At 63.4% G+C, this 15,552-nt stretch carries 19 protein-coding genes, 1 tRNA gene, 1 pseudogene and 1 riboswitch; of the genes and pseudogenes, 12 read left to right on the top strand and 9 right to left on the bottom strand.

What is annotated here, in order from left to right:
• Window positions 1-10: 10 nt before the first annotated feature.
• From HDG37_RS34370 to glyA, 7 genes are all read right to left on the bottom strand, one after another.
• Window positions 11-442, bottom strand: coding sequence for a type IV pilin protein (locus tag HDG37_RS34370; protein ID WP_184055429.1), 432 nt, complete (start codon window positions 440-442; stop codon window positions 11-13).
• 22 nt (window positions 443-464) lie between these two features.
• The gene (locus HDG37_RS34365) at window positions 465-1,064 is read right to left on the bottom strand and encodes a hypothetical protein (RefSeq protein ID WP_260335210.1); all 600 of its coding nucleotides are present in this window, start codon (window positions 1,062-1,064) and stop codon (window positions 465-467) included.
• Complete coding sequence (locus tag HDG37_RS34360; protein WP_184055425.1) at window positions 1,064-1,870, bottom strand: PilW family protein; 807 nt, start codon at window positions 1,868-1,870, stop codon at window positions 1,064-1,066. Before HDG37_RS34360 ends, HDG37_RS34365 begins: the two co-directional genes overlap by 1 nt.
• The gene (locus tag HDG37_RS34355; protein ID WP_184055423.1) at window positions 1,867-2,316 is read right to left on the bottom strand and encodes a hypothetical protein; all 450 of its coding nucleotides are present in this window, start codon (window positions 2,314-2,316) and stop codon (window positions 1,867-1,869) included. Before HDG37_RS34355 ends, HDG37_RS34360 begins: the two co-directional genes overlap by 4 nt.
• A complete protein-coding gene (locus HDG37_RS34350) occupies window positions 2,313-2,879 on the bottom strand; it encodes a GspH/FimT family pseudopilin (RefSeq protein ID WP_184055421.1) in 567 nt (188 codons plus the stop codon). The genes HDG37_RS34355 and HDG37_RS34350 overlap by 4 nt, the downstream gene beginning before the upstream one ends.
• Before the next feature lie 213 nt (window positions 2,880-3,092).
• Window positions 3,093-3,575, bottom strand: a complete 483-nt coding sequence (gene nrdR / locus HDG37_RS34345) for a transcriptional regulator NrdR (RefSeq protein WP_008919734.1) — start codon at window positions 3,573-3,575, stop codon at window positions 3,093-3,095.
• A 3-nt stretch (window positions 3,576-3,578) separates the two neighbouring features.
• On the bottom strand, window positions 3,579-4,826 hold the full coding sequence (glyA, locus tag HDG37_RS34340) for a serine hydroxymethyltransferase (protein WP_184055419.1): 1,248 nt from the start codon (window positions 4,824-4,826) through the stop codon (window positions 3,579-3,581).
• A gap of 178 nt (window positions 4,827-5,004) precedes the next feature.
• Window positions 5,005-5,131: riboswitch (ZMP/ZTP riboswitch) on the bottom strand.
• Window positions 5,132-5,378: 247 nt separating this feature from the next.
• On the opposite strand from glyA, the gene ydfG reads away from it, so the two are divergent.
• From ydfG to HDG37_RS34285, 11 genes are all read left to right on the top strand, one after another.
• Entirely contained in the window at window positions 5,379-6,125 is a 747-nt protein-coding gene (gene ydfG, locus HDG37_RS34335; protein WP_184055417.1) for a bifunctional NADP-dependent 3-hydroxy acid dehydrogenase/3-hydroxypropionate dehydrogenase YdfG, read from the top strand.
• A gap of 199 nt (window positions 6,126-6,324) precedes the next feature.
• Window positions 6,325-6,789, top strand: coding sequence for a tol-pal system-associated acyl-CoA thioesterase (gene ybgC, locus HDG37_RS34330; protein ID WP_184055415.1), 465 nt, complete (start codon window positions 6,325-6,327; stop codon window positions 6,787-6,789).
• A gap of 187 nt (window positions 6,790-6,976) precedes the next feature.
• On the top strand, window positions 6,977-7,654 hold the full coding sequence (tolQ, locus tag HDG37_RS34325) for a protein TolQ (RefSeq protein ID WP_090803171.1): 678 nt from the start codon (window positions 6,977-6,979) through the stop codon (window positions 7,652-7,654).
• Window positions 7,655-7,664: 10 nt separating this feature from the next.
• Window positions 7,665-8,111, top strand: a complete 447-nt coding sequence (tolR, locus tag HDG37_RS34320; protein ID WP_026225609.1) for a protein TolR — start codon at window positions 7,665-7,667, stop codon at window positions 8,109-8,111.
• Window positions 8,108-9,145 (top strand): cell envelope integrity protein TolA, encoded by a 1,038-nt coding sequence (gene tolA, locus HDG37_RS34315; RefSeq protein WP_184055413.1) that lies wholly within the window; start codon window positions 8,108-8,110, stop codon window positions 9,143-9,145. The genes tolR and tolA overlap by 4 nt, the downstream gene beginning before the upstream one ends.
• 138 nt (window positions 9,146-9,283) lie before the next feature.
• Window positions 9,284-10,576: a Tol-Pal system beta propeller repeat protein TolB gene (tolB, locus tag HDG37_RS34310; protein WP_184055411.1), complete on the top strand. Its 1,293-nt coding sequence runs from the start codon at window positions 9,284-9,286 to the stop codon at window positions 10,574-10,576.
• A gap of 32 nt (window positions 10,577-10,608) precedes the next feature.
• The gene (gene pal, locus HDG37_RS34305; protein ID WP_018419502.1) at window positions 10,609-11,115 is read left to right on the top strand and encodes a peptidoglycan-associated lipoprotein Pal; all 507 of its coding nucleotides are present in this window, start codon (window positions 10,609-10,611) and stop codon (window positions 11,113-11,115) included.
• Window positions 11,116-11,135: 20 nt separating this feature from the next.
• Window positions 11,136-11,885, top strand: coding sequence for a tol-pal system protein YbgF (gene ybgF / locus HDG37_RS34300; RefSeq protein ID WP_090803165.1), 750 nt, complete (start codon window positions 11,136-11,138; stop codon window positions 11,883-11,885).
• A gap of 183 nt (window positions 11,886-12,068) precedes the next feature.
• Window positions 12,069-12,144: transfer RNA gene (locus HDG37_RS34295), tRNA-Lys, on the top strand.
• Window positions 12,145-12,472: 328 nt separating this feature from the next.
• Window positions 12,473-12,796, top strand: coding sequence for a hypothetical protein (locus HDG37_RS34290; protein ID WP_184055409.1), 324 nt, complete (start codon window positions 12,473-12,475; stop codon window positions 12,794-12,796).
• 173 nt (window positions 12,797-12,969) lie between these two features.
• Complete coding sequence (locus tag HDG37_RS34285; RefSeq protein ID WP_184055407.1) at window positions 12,970-13,584, top strand: YncE family protein; 615 nt, start codon at window positions 12,970-12,972, stop codon at window positions 13,582-13,584.
• Window positions 13,585-13,644: 60 nt separating this feature from the next.
• Here HDG37_RS34285 and HDG37_RS34280 read toward each other — a convergent pair whose 3' ends face one another.
• Window positions 13,645-13,968: a hypothetical protein gene (locus HDG37_RS34280; protein WP_184055405.1), complete on the bottom strand. Its 324-nt coding sequence runs from the start codon at window positions 13,966-13,968 to the stop codon at window positions 13,645-13,647.
• A gap of 557 nt (window positions 13,969-14,525) precedes the next feature.
• Between HDG37_RS34280 and HDG37_RS34275 the strand changes: the two genes are divergently transcribed.
• Complete coding sequence (locus HDG37_RS34275; RefSeq protein WP_184055403.1) at window positions 14,526-15,185, top strand: hypothetical protein; 660 nt, start codon at window positions 14,526-14,528, stop codon at window positions 15,183-15,185.
• 181 nt (window positions 15,186-15,366) lie between these two features.
• Here HDG37_RS34275 and HDG37_RS34270 read toward each other — a convergent pair.
• Window positions 15,367-15,552, bottom strand: a pseudogene (locus HDG37_RS34270) (hypothetical protein); the annotation flags it as partial.

The raw sequence follows: 15,552 nt of genomic DNA, 5'->3' as shown, positions 1-15,552 counted from the left end.
CAATCACCCGCTAACTGGTGTTCCAGCATTCGCTGCTCGTGGGCGTCGCGCCGCTCGCATCGTTTCTATTGCCTCGCTGACCCGTCGCATCCAGCGTGAACGTGCCGCACGGGTCGTCGCGCATCGGGCCCGCTTCCGCGGGCGCCGCTTCGATCGAATAGCCGCCGTTCGTGTCGTCCGCGGGCAGCACGCGCACGCGATACACCGGGGCGCCGAACTGCGGCGCCTGATCGATACCCGGTGGCAAGGCCGGCACGCCATCGCTCGCCGCGGCCTCAACGAATTGCGCAGCCCGATATAACGCCGACGCTGCATCGATGCGATGCGTGCGCGCAATGTGGCTGCGATACGAAGGGATCGCAAACGCGGCGAGCGTGGCGGCAATCGCGAGCGCGATCACGAGTTCGAGCAGCGTGAATGCGGATGTGTTCGGCCTTTTCATACGTGTCCAGTCGGTGCGTTCCTCAGAATGGTCTTGCTGCAACGCGCCGCCAATGACGTTCGATCGCGCCATCTTCGGTCACGACCTCCATCTGCAACCAGACCTGCGACTCGCTGCTCCGCCCGAAGCCGCGCGCGGTCAGCAGATAAGCGCTGGCGTTGGGTCGACTCGCGAGACGCCAAGGCTCGATCAGGCATTGCGGCGCGCGCGATGATCCCGGCCATTGCGCCACGGGCGTGATGGCGCCTGCGACGAACGCGGTTTCAAGCCTCCATTGAGTCGGCTCGCCGGATGTGAGCGGTGCATCGCGCGCGTCGCCACTTGCCGATAGCACGTTGCGCTCGCACCAGCTCAGCGCCGAATCCGCCGCGTGGAAAGCCTGCAGATAGTCGCGCACATTGGTCGCCGCGCGAGCGGCCGCGAGCGATGTTTCGAACCATATCGCGGACGTGGCGAGCATCATGGCCGAGATCAACAGCACGATGGCTAGCACGACGCCGCGTTGATGTGCCCGTCGGGCACCGCCCTGACAATTTCGCCTACCTAAGTGTTTCGCTGTTCCGCCTGGTCCGCCGCGTATGTCGTACGCGCGGCCGCGTTGCGTTGCTGTGCCGCGATCCATCACGACGACACCTCCGCGCGATTACGCAGCGCAACGCGGCGGGAAAACACCTGTCGAGGCCGCAGGTCGGTACCGAGTGTACTCACGCCATCGCAGTCGATGTACTTCGAACGCTGTCCTTGCGGCGCGCCACGCACCAGCACGCAGACATCGACCGCAACGACGTTCGCCCATTGATCCGCCGCCACGGCCGACGCATTCGCCGCATCCGCCGCGCCGTCCAGCCAGTAGCGCAACCGCACGCGCTCGACGCCTTCGATCAGCGGCTGAGCGGACCCCGCGTTGCCGCTGCCCACGCAGTAAAGCTCCGGCTCGCCGGTCGAGCCGCTGACGTTGGCGAAGTAGCGATTCACCACCGGCGCGCCCTCATCGCCAAGGACCGCGTCGCTGCTTTTGACGGCCTGTCCGACACAGTCGGTGACCTGACCGCTCGACGATGGCCATGTCGATACGACGTCTGCGACGTAACGGATCGCGACGCCATCCGAGCCGGTGCTCAAGGTGGTGCAAGCGAGGCTGTCGTCGGCGCCGGTCGGACGACCGCCCGAGCAGCCGAATAGCGCAGGCGCCGCGTTGTAGCCAATGACATTGGCAGGGACGAAGCCGGCCATCTGCAATTGCTGGCCGATCAGCATCAGCGCGGTCAAGCCCGCTTCGCGAATCCGGGTCGCGTTGCTCGCCTGCACGAACGCGTTGCGCTGCGCCGTGTAAAGGGACACGGCGCCCGCGATCACGATCGACCCGAGCGCCATCGCGATCAGGAATTCGATTAGCGTATGACCGAGTGGGCAATGCGGCCGCTTCATTTCGCGAACGCCAACGCGACACACGACGATCCAGCCGGTGCATCGACGTCGCCGCAAGGCTCCGCCGGCTGGGCGCTCGCATCGCCCAAAGCGGGCCGGTCCCGCACGGACGCCCACGTCACGCGCGCCGCCGCGACCGCGCCGCTCTCGCCAATCGATGCGTCGCCGTGCGGCAGCAGAACGCTCGCCCAGGTGCGCCATTGATTGAGCGCGACATCGCCCGTGGAAGGCGTGCGCGTCGCTTCGGCAATCGAGTCGGCTATCCACGCGGCGCTCTCGCGCAGCGTCATCGCGCGCGCTTCGCGTGCGATCCACACCTGAACCGCGATCAAACCCAGCGCGCTCACCGCGACCAACGCGACCGCCAGCATCACCTCGATCAACGAGCTGCCATCACATGGCGATGCGTGCGCACGCAAACCGGTCTTGAATGCGGGCTGTCTCATGACGTCGCTCCGCACGCGCCTTCCGAGATCCGCGCGCGACCTCCTGCCGCGACACTGATGCAGCGCCGCCACGAGTTCCCCTGCATCGATTTCGATGGGCTTCGCGGCGCGATATCAAAACTTCGAAACGCGCCGATCAGTTGCCCAGCCGGCGGCGTGAACATCATATCCGTCTGCACGCCGGCGATGCTCACCGCCGCGAGCGCCGGCTGCGCGCGCAACAACGACGGCTTGCCGCCACGTTCGGCGAATACGGCCCAGCCGCAGGCCCAGTCGGCGATGCCACCGGCGCAGGCTTGGCCCGACGCGAGACAGACGCGCGCTGCATCGACGCGGCACACCGTGATGCGCGCACCGCGCCGCAGCGCCTCGCTGCGCGCGTAGGCGAACGTGGACAGCAGCGCCTTCGAGCGCGCGTCGACCTGATCGCGCATATGCCATGCGGCGAACGACGGCACCGCCATCACGGCCATCAGCATCACGAGCGCTATCACCGCCAGCGTTTCGACGAGTGTGAAACCGGCGCGCGATGGCCGGTAAATCCCCTTGAATTTCATCTGCATCCCTGAGCGTTACGAACGGATGCAGCCAATCTAGCGATTTGCGAGCGCGCCGACCATCGTCCGAATGGCCAGGTGGCATTCAGACGTTAGCGCGCGCAACAATGCACGTGACGATCGATCACGGAGGCGGGAGAAGCGATGCGTGAAAAAAAGCGCGAAATGCGCGAGGCGATGGACGCGAATGACCGCAGCTCAGCTGCGACAAGCGTGCGCTCAGCGCTTGCGGGAAGGCTTGGGTGGGGAAGAGGCGCGGCGGAATTCCTCGATCACGTCCTCGAATTCGGAGACGTCTTCGAAGCGCCGGTACACGGAAGCGAAACGGACGTAAGCGATCGTGTCGAGCGCGCGCAACTCGTTCATCACGAGTTCGCCGAGGCGCTCGCTACGCACCTCGCGCTCGCCGCTGCCGAGCAGCTGATACTCGATACGGGCGACAGCCGCTTCGATCGCGTCCACCGCAACCGGGCGCTTGCGCAGCGCCAGTTGCATGCTCGCGACGATCTTGCGACGATCGAATTCCGTGCGCGTGCCGTCCTTCTTGACGACCGACGGCAACGCCAGCTCGACCCGCTCATACGTCGTGAAACGCTTGTCGCAGGCCGGGCAGCGGCGGCGCCGGCGGATCGTCGCGCCGTCTTCGGATACGCGCGAGTCGACGACTTGCGTATCGGCATGGCGGCAGAAGGGGCAATGCATGGTTTAGCCGTAAACCGGAAAGCGCTTGGTCAGATCAGCGACCTGAACCTTCACGCGCTCGATCGTCGCGGCATCTTCCGGGTTGTCCAGCACGTCGGCGATCAGGTTGCCGACCTGCTCGGCTTCCTTCACGCCGAAGCCGCGCGTGGTCATGGCCGGAGAACCGAGGCGGATACCCGAGGTCACGAACGGCTTTTCCGGATCGTTCGGGATCGCGTTCTTGTTGACCGTGATGTGTGCCGCGCCGAGTGCCGCTTCCGCAGCCTTGCCGGTGATCTTCTTCGCGCGCAGGTCGACCAGCATCACGTGGCTTTCGGTGCGACCCGACACGATGCGCAGACCGCGCTTGACCAGCGTTTCAGCAAGCACACGCGCGTTCTCGACGACCTGCTGCTGATACGCCTTGAATTCCGGCGAAAGCGCTTCCTTGAACGCAACGGCCTTCGCGGCGATCACGTGCATCAACGGACCGCCCTGGATGCCCGGGAAAATCGCCGAGTTGATCGGCTTCTCGAACTCGGCCTTCATCAGGATCACGCCGCCGCGCGGGCCGCGCAGGCTCTTGTGCGTGGTGGTGGTGACGAAATCGGCGTGCGGCACCGGGTTCGGATAAACGCCCGCGGCGACGAGACCGGCGTAGTGCGCCATGTCGACCATGAAGTAGGCGCCGACCGACTTCGCGATCTTCGACATGCGTTCGAAATCGATGCGCAGCGCGAACGCGGACGCGCCCGCTACGATCAGCTTCGGCTTGTGTTCTTGCGCGAGCTTCTCGGCGGCGTCGTAGTCGATGTCTTCGGCTTCGTTCAAGCCGTAGCTGACCACGTTGAACCACTTGCCCGACATGTTGACCGGCGAGCCGTGCGTGAGGTGGCCGCCGTGCGCGAGGCTCATGCCCATGATCGTGTCGCCCGGCTTGAGCATCGCGAAGAACACGCCCTGGTTCGCCTGCGAGCCCGAGTTCGGCTGCACGTTCGCGGCTTCGGCGCCGAACAGCAGCTTTACGCGGTCGATCGCCATCTGCTCGGCAACGTCGACGTATTCACAGCCGCCGTAATAGCGCTTGCCCGGATACCCTTCGGCGTACTTGTTCGTGAGTTGCGAGCCTTGCGCGGCCATCACGGCCGGGCTCGTGTAGTTTTCCGACGCGATCAGTTCGATGTGCTCTTCCTGACGGCGGTTTTCCTGCTCGATGACCTTCCAGAGTTCAGGATCGACGTTGGCGATGGTGCTTTGGGCTCTGTCAAACATACGGGTTCCGTTGAGTGTTTTCAGGTTGACCGGATCGTGCGCCGAATCCTGCGTAGAGGGTACACAGCGGGGTACGCAGCGCTTTGGGCGGCGAGGCTTGCCCTGACGTGGCGAGTGGAGAGTCGCCGCACACGCGAGGCGAGCCAGCCACCGTCAGCGCAGATTAATGCGCGCGGTTCACGGCTGCCCAGGCGAACGGCAAAACGGCACCCTGCGCTTCACGGTGGGTTGTTCCACCTTGAACCCGATTGGTTGAATCGGCTGAGTCGGACGACTCGGTTCTATCGCCAGTCACGCAGGGTCGAGCGCGTTAGTGTATTGGAAGAGGCCCGAATAGGCAACCGACTTGCGGGTGCTCCGGCGGCCGCCGGCGGGGCCTCCGGACGGTTTGGCGGCCCCGCTGCGCAACCATCTGAGGAAAGCGCGCCGGTCGCGCCGCGCACCCGTTGCGCGCCGCCGCGGCAGCCGCCGATCCGGCTCGTGCATCCTTGCCGCAGCCTGCCATTGGAAGTAGGCTTTGGGCCTTTGTCTCTTACCGACCAGGGAACTGCAATGATCGTGTTTGTCACAGGAGCGTCGGCCGGATTCGGCGCCGCCATCGCCCGCTCGTTCGTCAAGGGCGGCCATCGTGTCGTCGCCACTGCACGCCGCAAGGACCGTCTGCAAGCACTCGCCGACGAGCTCGGCGACGCGCTGCTGCCGTACGAGCTCGACGTGCGCGATCGCGCCGCCGTCGAAGCCGTGCCCGCGTCGCTGCCGGCGGACTTCGCCGCGATCGACGTGCTCGTCAACAACGCCGGCCTCGCGCTCGGTACCGAGCCGGCTCACAAGGCAAGTCTCGATGAATGGAACACCATGATCGAGACCAATTGCACGGGCCTCGCGCAGGTCACGCATGCGCTGTTGCCCGGCATGGTCGAGCGCAACCGCGGGCATATCTTCAATCTGGGTTCGGTGGCGGGCCGCTGGCCGTACGCGGGCGGCAACGTGTACGGCGCGACCAAGGCGTTCGTGCGCCAGTTCAGCCTGAACCTGCGCGCCGACCTCGCCGGCACCGCGCTGCGCGTGACCGACATCGAGCCGGGTCTGTGCGGCGGCACCGAATTCTCGAACGTGCGTTATCGCGGCGACGACGACAAGGCCGCCAAGGTCTACGACAACGTGCAGCCGCTGACGGCCGAAGACATCGCCGATTCCATCTACTGGATCGCCACGCGCCCAGCCCACGTCAACATCAACACGATCGAGCTGATGCCGGTCGCGCAGTCGTTCGCCGGTCTGTCCGTGCATCGCGGCTGAGATTGGAGGCGGCCGGCGGCGGATGCCGCTACCGTTGGTCGCGCCGCCGCCCATCGTCGTGCTGGCTTTTCCTGCGGCACGTCGATAGCCCACTCCGCCAGTCCCGGCCCGGCCGGCAAAGCCGGCTCCCATCGCCGCCGACGCCCGCCACAAGCAACTCACACTTCGAAACAGACCCCGGGTTGTGCGTTCCGGTAGAATGCGCCGCATGAATATGTCGACCAGCCAGCCAGGCACGGAAATCGGCTATACGTGGCCGATCCGCGTGTACTACGAAGATACCGACGCCGGCGGGATCGTGTTTTACGCCAATTACCTGAAGTTTTTCGAACGCGCTCGCACCGAATGGCTGCGCGCATGCGGCGTCGACCAGCACCGGCTTGCGGAAGAAAACGACGCGATTTTCATCGTGCGCAGTACCGCGGTCGATTACCGGGCTCCGGCCCGACTCGACGACATCGTGAAAATTATCAGCCGGATCGAGCGTCTTGGCCGAGCTTCGGTAGACTTCGTGCAGGAAGCATGGCGCGAAGGCACGCTGCTTGCCACCGGTTCGGTCCGGATTGGCTGTGTGGACCGCGCGACGCTGCGGCCAGCCGCGATCCCGCCGTCGGTTCTCGCCGCGCTGCGGCACGGGCCGGGCACTAGCGAGAGCGCTGACTGAACGACGGCGGCATGTCAACGGACGACCCCTGAGCCTCGTTGTTACGGGGCCAGTGAACTCATACCGGTCAGGTAACACAAAGCATGGTTCGGCTTCGATATCGCCGAAGCTTCCGTTTTGCCCACGGCAAGCTTGAAGCGGCCTTGCAGCCGGACGCCCCCTTCCCGGGACGTTAAAACGAACCTTTATGAACACTACACAAGATCTGTCGATCGTTTCACTCGTACTCAACGCGAGCCTGCTGGCCCAGGCCGTCATGGCTCTGCTGCTGTTGCTGTCGCTACTCTCCTGGACTTTCATCTTCCGCAAGTGGTTTGCGATTCGCCGGGCGCGCGCGCAAACTGAACGCTTCGAGCGTGATTTCTGGTCGGGCGGCGACCTGCAGGCGCTGTATCAGAGCGCCGCGAACAACCGTCACAGGATCGGCGCGCTCGAGCGGATTTTCGAGTCCGGCATGCGGGAATTCCTGAAGGGCAAAGAGAAGCGCCTGAACGATTCGGGCGCGATTCTCGACGGCGCCCGGCGCGCGATGCGCGCGGCGTTCCAACGCGAAATGGACGTGCTCGAAGCGAATCTGGCGTTCCTCGCGTCGGTCGGTTCGGTCAGCCCGTATATCGGTCTGTTCGGCACGGTGTGGGGGATCATGAATGCGTTCCGCGGCCTCGCCAACGTGCAGCAGGCCACGCTCGCGAACGTCGCGCCGGGCATCGCCGAGGCCCTGACCGCCACCGCGATCGGCCTGTTCGCCGCAATTCCGGCCGTGGTCGCCTACAACCGCTACGCGCACGACATCGACCGTCTGGCGATCCGTTTCGAAACCTTCATCGAAGAGTTCTCGAACATCCTGCAGCGCCAGGCACACTGAGGAGGCCATGATGGCAGGCTCCCGTTCCTCCAGCATGCGCGGCTCGCGCTCGCGTCGCGCAATGGCCGACATCAACGTCGTGCCGTACATCGACGTGATGCTCGTGCTGCTAGTGATCTTCATGGTCACGGCGCCGCTCGTCGCGCCGTCGATCGTCAATCTGCCGACCGTCGGCGGCGCGGCGCCCCAACAGCAGACGCCACCCGTCATCGTCAACATCCGCGCCGACGGCAACATGAGCGTCAAGTACAAGGACGACTCCGGCACGCAGCAGCAGGAAGACATGACGAAGGCTGGCCTCAACGGTTTCATCGCCGATCGGGCACAATCGCACCCCGATCAGCCCGTCGTGATCGCCGCCGACAAAACCGTGAAATACGAAGTCGTGATGAACGTGATGTCCGAGTTGAAGGCTCGGGGCGTCAAGCGCGTCGGATTGCTCGTCAAATCGCAATGATCCGCAAGAACTCCGAATACCCGCTTCAGCCGCCGCGTGAACGCGGCACCGGGCGAGCTTTTCTGTTCGCGCTGGTGATGCATGCGCTGCTCGGATTCTTCCTGTATCAAGGCATCCAATGGCAGAACAGCACGCCCGAGGGCGAGCAGGCGGAACTGTGGACAGAGGTGCCGGATTCGGCGACTCCGCGTCCCGTCGTCACGCCGCCGCCCACCCCGGTCGCCCCTGCTCCGCCCGTGCGCGACGAACAGGCCGACATCGCGCTGCAGGAAAAGAAGCGCCACCAGCAGGAAGCGGCTCGCGCGGCCCAACTGGCCGAACAGCAGCGCCAGCTGAAGCTGAAAGATCAGCAGGAAGCGGAAGCGAAGCGGCAGCAACAGCTGGCGGCCGAACAGGCGGCCCAACTCGCGGCGCAGAAGTCCGCGAAGCTCAAGCAGCAGCAGGCGCAACAGCAGCAACAGCAGCAGGCCGAGAAGCTCAAGCAACAGCAGCTCGCCGAGCAGCAGAAGCAACAGCAACTGAAAGAACAGCAGGAGCAGCAGCAAAAGCAGGCTCAGGCAGAAGCGCAGAAGAAGGCTGAGGCGGAGAAAGCGGCGAAGGCCAAAGCGCAAGCCGATGCGGCCGCGCAGGCGAAAAAGCAGCTCGACAACGAACGTCGCGCGCGGCTTGCGCAGATGCAGGGTCTGGCCGGCGGCGTGGGCGGCAGCAGTTCGAGCAGCAACGGACTGGGCAAGAGCGGAACGGGTAGCGGCTCGGGCGGCACGGCGGCATCGCCGGGTTACGCGGACAAGGTACGACGGCTGGTGCTTCAGCATGTGAACTGGGGCGGCGAAACGGAAGGTCTCGAGACCGTGATCGCCGTGCGTTGTTCGCCGGACGGCAATCAGCTGAGCGCAAACATTACCCACAGCAGCGGCAACGCCGCGTGGGACGCCGCCGCGTTGCGGGCGGTGAAAGCCTCCGATCCGATGCCTCGGGACGTCAATGGTAAGACGCCGGACTACTTCACTATCACGCTGCGTCCGGCGGCTTGATGTGCAGGCTGACAGCCGACCGGCGGCCAACGCCGCGCCCCACCCGGCGCGGCGTTGCGCGGGAACGAAATAGCCGTTTGCCGGTCTGTCTGCTGTCTTCGAGTATTAAGTAAAACCGTTTTGAGGAACCCATACAGCATGAGTTTGATGACCAAGCTAGGCCTGCGAACACTCGTGGCAACGTGCCTGATCGCCGTCGGCGGCGCCGCCAACGCACAACTCAACGTCCTCGTGACGGGCGTCGGATCCACTCAGTTTCCGATCGCAACGGCGAATTTCGCCAATGAAGCGAACTCCCCGCAGCAGGTCAGCACGATCGTGCGTCAGGATCTGCAACGCAGCGGCAAATTCACGAATATCGACGCAGGCTCGACGCCCGTGTCCGAGACCGATTCCGTCGACCTCGGCGCATGGAAGGCGAAGGGCGCCAACGCGTTCGTCGCGGGCAGCGTGAACCGCCTGCCGAACGGCCACTACGAAGTGCGCTTCAAGCTGTACGACACGGTCAAGGGCGAAAGCCTCGGCGGCCTCGTGCTGGTGAGCCCGGAAAGCGGTCTGCGCATGAGCGCGCACAAGGTCGCGGACTACATTTACGCCAAGCTGATGGGCAATCGCGGCGTGTTCGCCACGCGCCTGTCGTATGTGATCAAGTCGGGCAACCGCTACCAGCTGCAGATCTCGGATTCGGACGGTCAGGACGCGCACATCGCGCTGTCGAGCCCCGAGCCGATCATCTCGCCGGCCTGGTCGCCGGACGGCACCAAGGTCGCTTACGTGTCGTTCGAGAAGAAGAAGCCGATCGTCTATATCCACGATCTGCCCACGGGCCGGCGCATCGTCGTATCGGACCAGAAGGGCAACAACAGTGCGCCGGCGTGGTCGCCGGATGGCCGCACGCTCGCCGTCGCGCTGTCGCGTACCGGCAATACGCAGATTTTCGCGGTCAACGCGGACGGCAGCGGTCTGCGTCGTCTGACGCAAGGCAGCTCGATCGACACCGAGCCGACCTACTCTCCTGACGGTCAGTGGATCTATTTCACGAGCGACCGCGGCGGCGCACCGCAGATCTACAAGATGCCGGCGCAAGGTGAAAGCGCGGGCGGCGCGCAACGCGTCACGTTTACGGGCAGCTACAACACCAGCCCGCGTGTGAGTCCTGACGGCAAGGAGCTTGCCTACATCTCGCGCGTCGGCGGTGCATTCAAGCTGTACATCCAGGACCTGCAAGGCGGATCCGCCACGGGCCTGACGGACACGACACATGACGAATCGCCGAGCTTCGCGGCGAACGGTCAGTACATTCTTTACGCCACTCAGGTGAACGGCCGTGGCGTGTTGGCCGCAGTATCGACCGACGGTCGCACTCGGCAGGTCCTGTCCGTTCAGGGGGGCAGCGTACGCGAGCCGTCCTGGGGCCCGTTTATGCAATAACGTTGATGCAATAACACAAGGAGAGTAATCAAATGATGTCCAAACTTCGTTTCGCATTCGCCGTCGTGATGGTCGGTGCACTGGCCGCATGTCACTCGGGCGTCAAGCTCGACGAAAACGCCAACAAGGGCGCAGGCTCGGCCCAACCGAACCCGAACGACGTCGCGACGGTCAACGTCGACCCGCTGAACGATCCGAACAGCCCGCTCGCGAAGCGCAGCATCTACTTCGACTTCGACAGCTACTCGGTGAAGGATGACTATCAACCGCTGCTGCAACAACACGCGCAATATCTGAAGAGCCACCCGCAGCGTCACGTGCTGATCCAGGGCAACACCGACGAGCGCGGCACCAGCGAATACAACCTCGCACTCGGCCAGAAGCGTGCTGAAGCCGTGCGTCGTTCGCTGTCGCTGATGGGCGTGTCGGATTCGCAAATGGAGGCCGTGAGCCTCGGCAAGGAAAAGCCGCTGGCAACGGGTCATGACGAAGCGTCGTGGGCACAGAACCGCCGCGCCGACCTCGCGTATCAACAGTAAGTCAACGGGTGGTGAGCCGAATGACGCATCGTTTCTCCTGGCTGCGGTTTGCCGCAGCGGCCTGCGTCGCAGGCACGGCCCTCACGGCCGTGCCCGCCCATGCGGGCATTTTCGACGACGATCAGGCCCGCCAGGCCATTCTCGATCTGCGTTCGAAGACCGATAGTCTGTCGAGCCAGCTATCGGCGGCGCAACGCACGATCCTCGATCAGTCCAACCGTCTCGACCAGCTCAACCAGCAGGTCGCGACGCTGCGCGGACAGAACGAGGACATGGCGAACCAGCTCACGACGCTGCAAAAGCAGCAGAAGGACTACTACACCGATCTCGACACGCGCCTGAAGAAATTCGAGCCGCAGCAACAGACGGTGGACGGCGTCCAGGGCGAGGTGCAGCCGGGTGAAACCGATGCGTTCAACGCGGCTTCACAGCAATTCCGCAGCGGCGACTTCAAGAACGCGGCGGCATCGTTCCGCAGCTTCATCTCCAAATATCCGAACAGCCCCTATCAGCCGACCGCGCAATACTGGCTCGGCAACGCGCTGTATGCACTGCGCGACTACAAGGGTTCGACGGCGGTCTGGCAAGGTGTCGTGAAGAACTATCCGCAGCATCCGCGTGCACCGGAAGCGCTGCTCGCGATCGCGAACAATCAGCTCGAACAAGGCCAGAAGGCCGCGGCGAAAAAGACGCTCGAGCAGATCGTCGCGCAATACGCCGGCTCGGACGTCGCGCAGTCGGCGCAGAACAAGCTGTCGCAGATCAAGTAGATCGTGGTGTCGGATTGATCTCGTTTTGATGTAGTCGGCAGTAACGCGCAGTGTCCGAAGTGATAGCCACGCGCGCCTCTCGCTGGAAAGCCCGGGTAGTGATGCCCGGGCTTTTCATTTTGGGCGACGGTCTTGCCGAGTTGACAGGGTATTGGTGCGCCGATATAATTTCGCTTCTCTTTTGGGTCGTTAGCTCAGCTGGTAGAGCAGCGGACTTTTAATCCGTTGGTCACAGGTTCGAATCCCGTACGGCCTACCAAAAGATTCGAGGGCTGACATGCGAAAGCATGTCGGCCCTTTTCTTTTTCCTTTGCCCGCGTGTGCAAACAGGCACGCGCACGGCAAACGAGCCGCCTCTTCCCGCCGGCCTCAACGTAGCCTTCCGTTCAGGCACTGCCGTCCGCCCTCCAACGCCGCCAAAAAACACCCGGCATCCCGCAACGACATCGCGCCAACGCGCCAGCGCATTCTTATCTTTTTAGTAATTTTCGATTCATGTTTGTGCCACGGGTGGTTTGTAGCCTCGCGACTTGCAATACCGGCTGCAACTTTCAAAAAATTTCACCCACCCTACTCAAACACACAGAATGCAAACCACCCTGAAGGCGCTTCCGATCGCGGTTCTGATCTCCGCCATCTACGGCTGCGGCGGCAGCACCCAAAACACGAGCACACCGGCGCCGCAAGGCACCACGAGCAGCACCCCGGCCACGACGACGACGCCCTCGACTTCCGCCAGCAACTACACGGCTGGCAACCTGCTGATCTCGCGCACGGCCTATGATCCGGCGTACGTCGTGAGCGGCATGCTGCCTTATAACGCGACGCCCACGACCACCAATGCAGCCCCCGTGACCGAAACGCTGTCTGAGCAGTTGTGGGTCGACTTCAAACTCGACGACAATGAATGATGATCCGCTAACGCCCCACCGTACCCGGGACGTCATTCGCTCAACGGAATGGCGTCCATGCTCCCAATCTATACGCAGTACTAGTCTGAATCCACTCGACGTGAAACCGAAACAAATCCTGTCCGCCTTGATCGCCGGCGGCGTCGCTTCCCTGCTCGCGCTGTCGAACGTCCATGCGGCGACGGGCGCCAACGCTGAGCAATGGCCACGACGGCAGCGTCAGCGCAATCGACGTCGCGACGCGCAAGGTGGTCGCCACGATGAGCGTGGGCGGCAAGCCGGAGGCGCTCGCGGCGGACAGCCACGGGCACGTGTTCGTCAATGTGGAAGATCGCGCCGAGATCGTCGAGATGGACGGTCGGTCCGCGACGGTGCTGGCGCATTGGCCACTCGCACGGTGCGAGTCGCCGACCGGACTCGCGATCGATCCGGCGAGCGAGCGCCTGTTTTCGGTTTGCGCCAATCACCGCATGATGATCGTCGATACGACGTCGGGCCGTCGCGTGGCCGAACTGCTGATAGGGGGTCACCCCGACGCGGCGGGCTTCGATCCGGCCTTGAAGCTCGCGTTCAGTTCGAACGGTGCGGACCACTACACGGTCGCGCAGAACATGCCAACGCTGGAAGGCGCGAAAACGATGGCGCTCGATGAACAGCAGCACCGGATCTATCTGGTGTCGTCGAAGTTCGGCGCGGCCGACCCGGCCACGGCTGCCAATTCTCATCCGCGCGCGACGGTCATCCCCGCTACGTTCGAAGTGCTCGAGGCGCAGCTCAAGGCACACTGACGCGCGGCATCGACGCACGGCCGCCCGTTGATCGCGGCGGCGCGTCAAACATCGGTTCGCCTAGATGAGGCCGTGCGCGACGCCGCTCGGCATCGCCCAGCGCTCGCTGTCGTTCGACACGCCGAAATCGGCGGCCCGTAGTGAAACGGTGGCCGAGCAGGCCGTCGCACGCTTTGCGCTGGCGCGCGCGAGGATGCGTTGCTCGTGCACATAGAAGAATTCGAGTTGGCGCGCGTCGGACGCTTTTCGTTGGAGCTCGAACACATCCTCGAGCACGCGCCGCGACACATGAAAACGCTGAAGTCCGCGGCCAAGCCGGATCTGAAAGACAACACCGTCGCTGTTGTGCGGCACCGCTGCCCAGATAAGCGGAATGCTACTCATGGAGCCCCCGTAACTGGATCTTCATGTCAGGAACATTGACGATTTCATCCTCGCACGGATAAACGCACGGCGCGACTTGTCAAAATTAAACAACGTTGATTTGGCGTTTTCACCACAGTGGCAGATGTTGCGACGCGACGCCCCAGCGAATCCTTACTCGACAGCAGTCCGTCGCTTACGCCCCGCGGTCGTTCGTCGGGTACGATGCAATGCGGCCCGATTTAATTGGCCACGCTTCTCGCTGATTTTTCGGTGGCCGGCCATGCAGAAGAATCATTCGCTTTTGCGTCGGGAATCCACACGCAAGGAATATGCGTTGGCTCGATTGACATCTGCCGTCGCTCGAACTGAATGGCGACGCGGCGACATCGTCGCGCACTCCAACCCCATTCATTGACCGTATGGTTCGCCACCTCACAGACCGTCTACACCCTCTGCTCGCATGATCGCTTCACGACGCCTTAGAGCGTTCGCGACAAAGAGAGCAACAAAGAAGAGACGACAGAACGGCGAGCGCGTCCCGCAACGATCGGGCTGCCCGCCGCTCAGGGGTACCCATGAAAGCTGGAAAGGTAATCTGGGTAGTGGCTTTGCCGTGTCTGATCGAAACGTCGCATGCACAGGAGGTCTATCTGCAAGGCGGCACGCTGGGCATCGGAGTTGGCGCGGCGTGGAGCGTCACGTCGTGGTTCGGCGTGCACGCGGACTTCAACGCGATCAATTTGTCGCACAACTTCGAGGTTGGGGGCAATCGCTACGAAGACGGCATACGGCTGCGTCAGGGCGGTCTCTACGGCGATTTCTTTCCGTGGGCCGGCACCGGCTTTCGCGCTACAGCGGGCCTGCGTCTGACCGACAACGAAGTCAGCGGCAACTCGGTTCCGACCAACGGCATGTACGTATTCGAGGGCAAAGCCTCGCCGGCCTTTCCTGGCGAATACGCGACGGCGACCGCCCGATACCCGACCGCGATGCCCTACCTTGGCATCGGCTATGGCTTGCACCCGGGAGCCAAAGGCTGGGGGCTCGTGGTGGATCTCGGTGTCGCCTACGGCATTCCGAAGACCTCGTACACACTGTCGCCGGCACTGTCGCAGGCCGCGGGACCGGAGATGAGTCAGCAGATCATCAACACCGGATTGCAGCAACTGCGCGATAAGGTCTCGCCTTATCGATGGTATCCGACGTTGCAGATCGGCATTTCTTATCGCTTCTGAGGCGCAGCGCACGGAAACCGTCGCAGTACTATAAATTTGCGAAGGACTTTTCACATTCCGATTGCATAAAAAACAAACGAAAGAAAGAGCGATACGACCTTCGCTTTTTCTGGTTATTTATCGAGATGAAAAGATATGCAATGATCGCCGCCGGCGCGTGTCAAGGTACTTGTCGCCTCAGTCATGCAGCCAAAGGCTGTTTAAGTGTGGCATGCGAAGCCATCGTGACGACTGACTCGCGCTCCGGATTGAGAGTGACGGCGCCGATCGGCGTCCAGTCTCGCGTGCAGCCTGACCAGCGTGCGGGGTTGCGTTCCCGCGCCTGGACATATACCTCGTGACGCGCCGCGAGGATCACGTGATCGTC

The organism is Paraburkholderia sp. MM5384-R2 (assembly GCF_014201025.1).
GTDB lineage: Bacteria > Pseudomonadota > Gammaproteobacteria > Burkholderiales > Burkholderiaceae > Paraburkholderia > Paraburkholderia tuberum.
The sequence above is the reverse complement of the archived record's forward strand: the minus strand, read 5'-3'. Positions and strand labels throughout refer to the sequence as shown.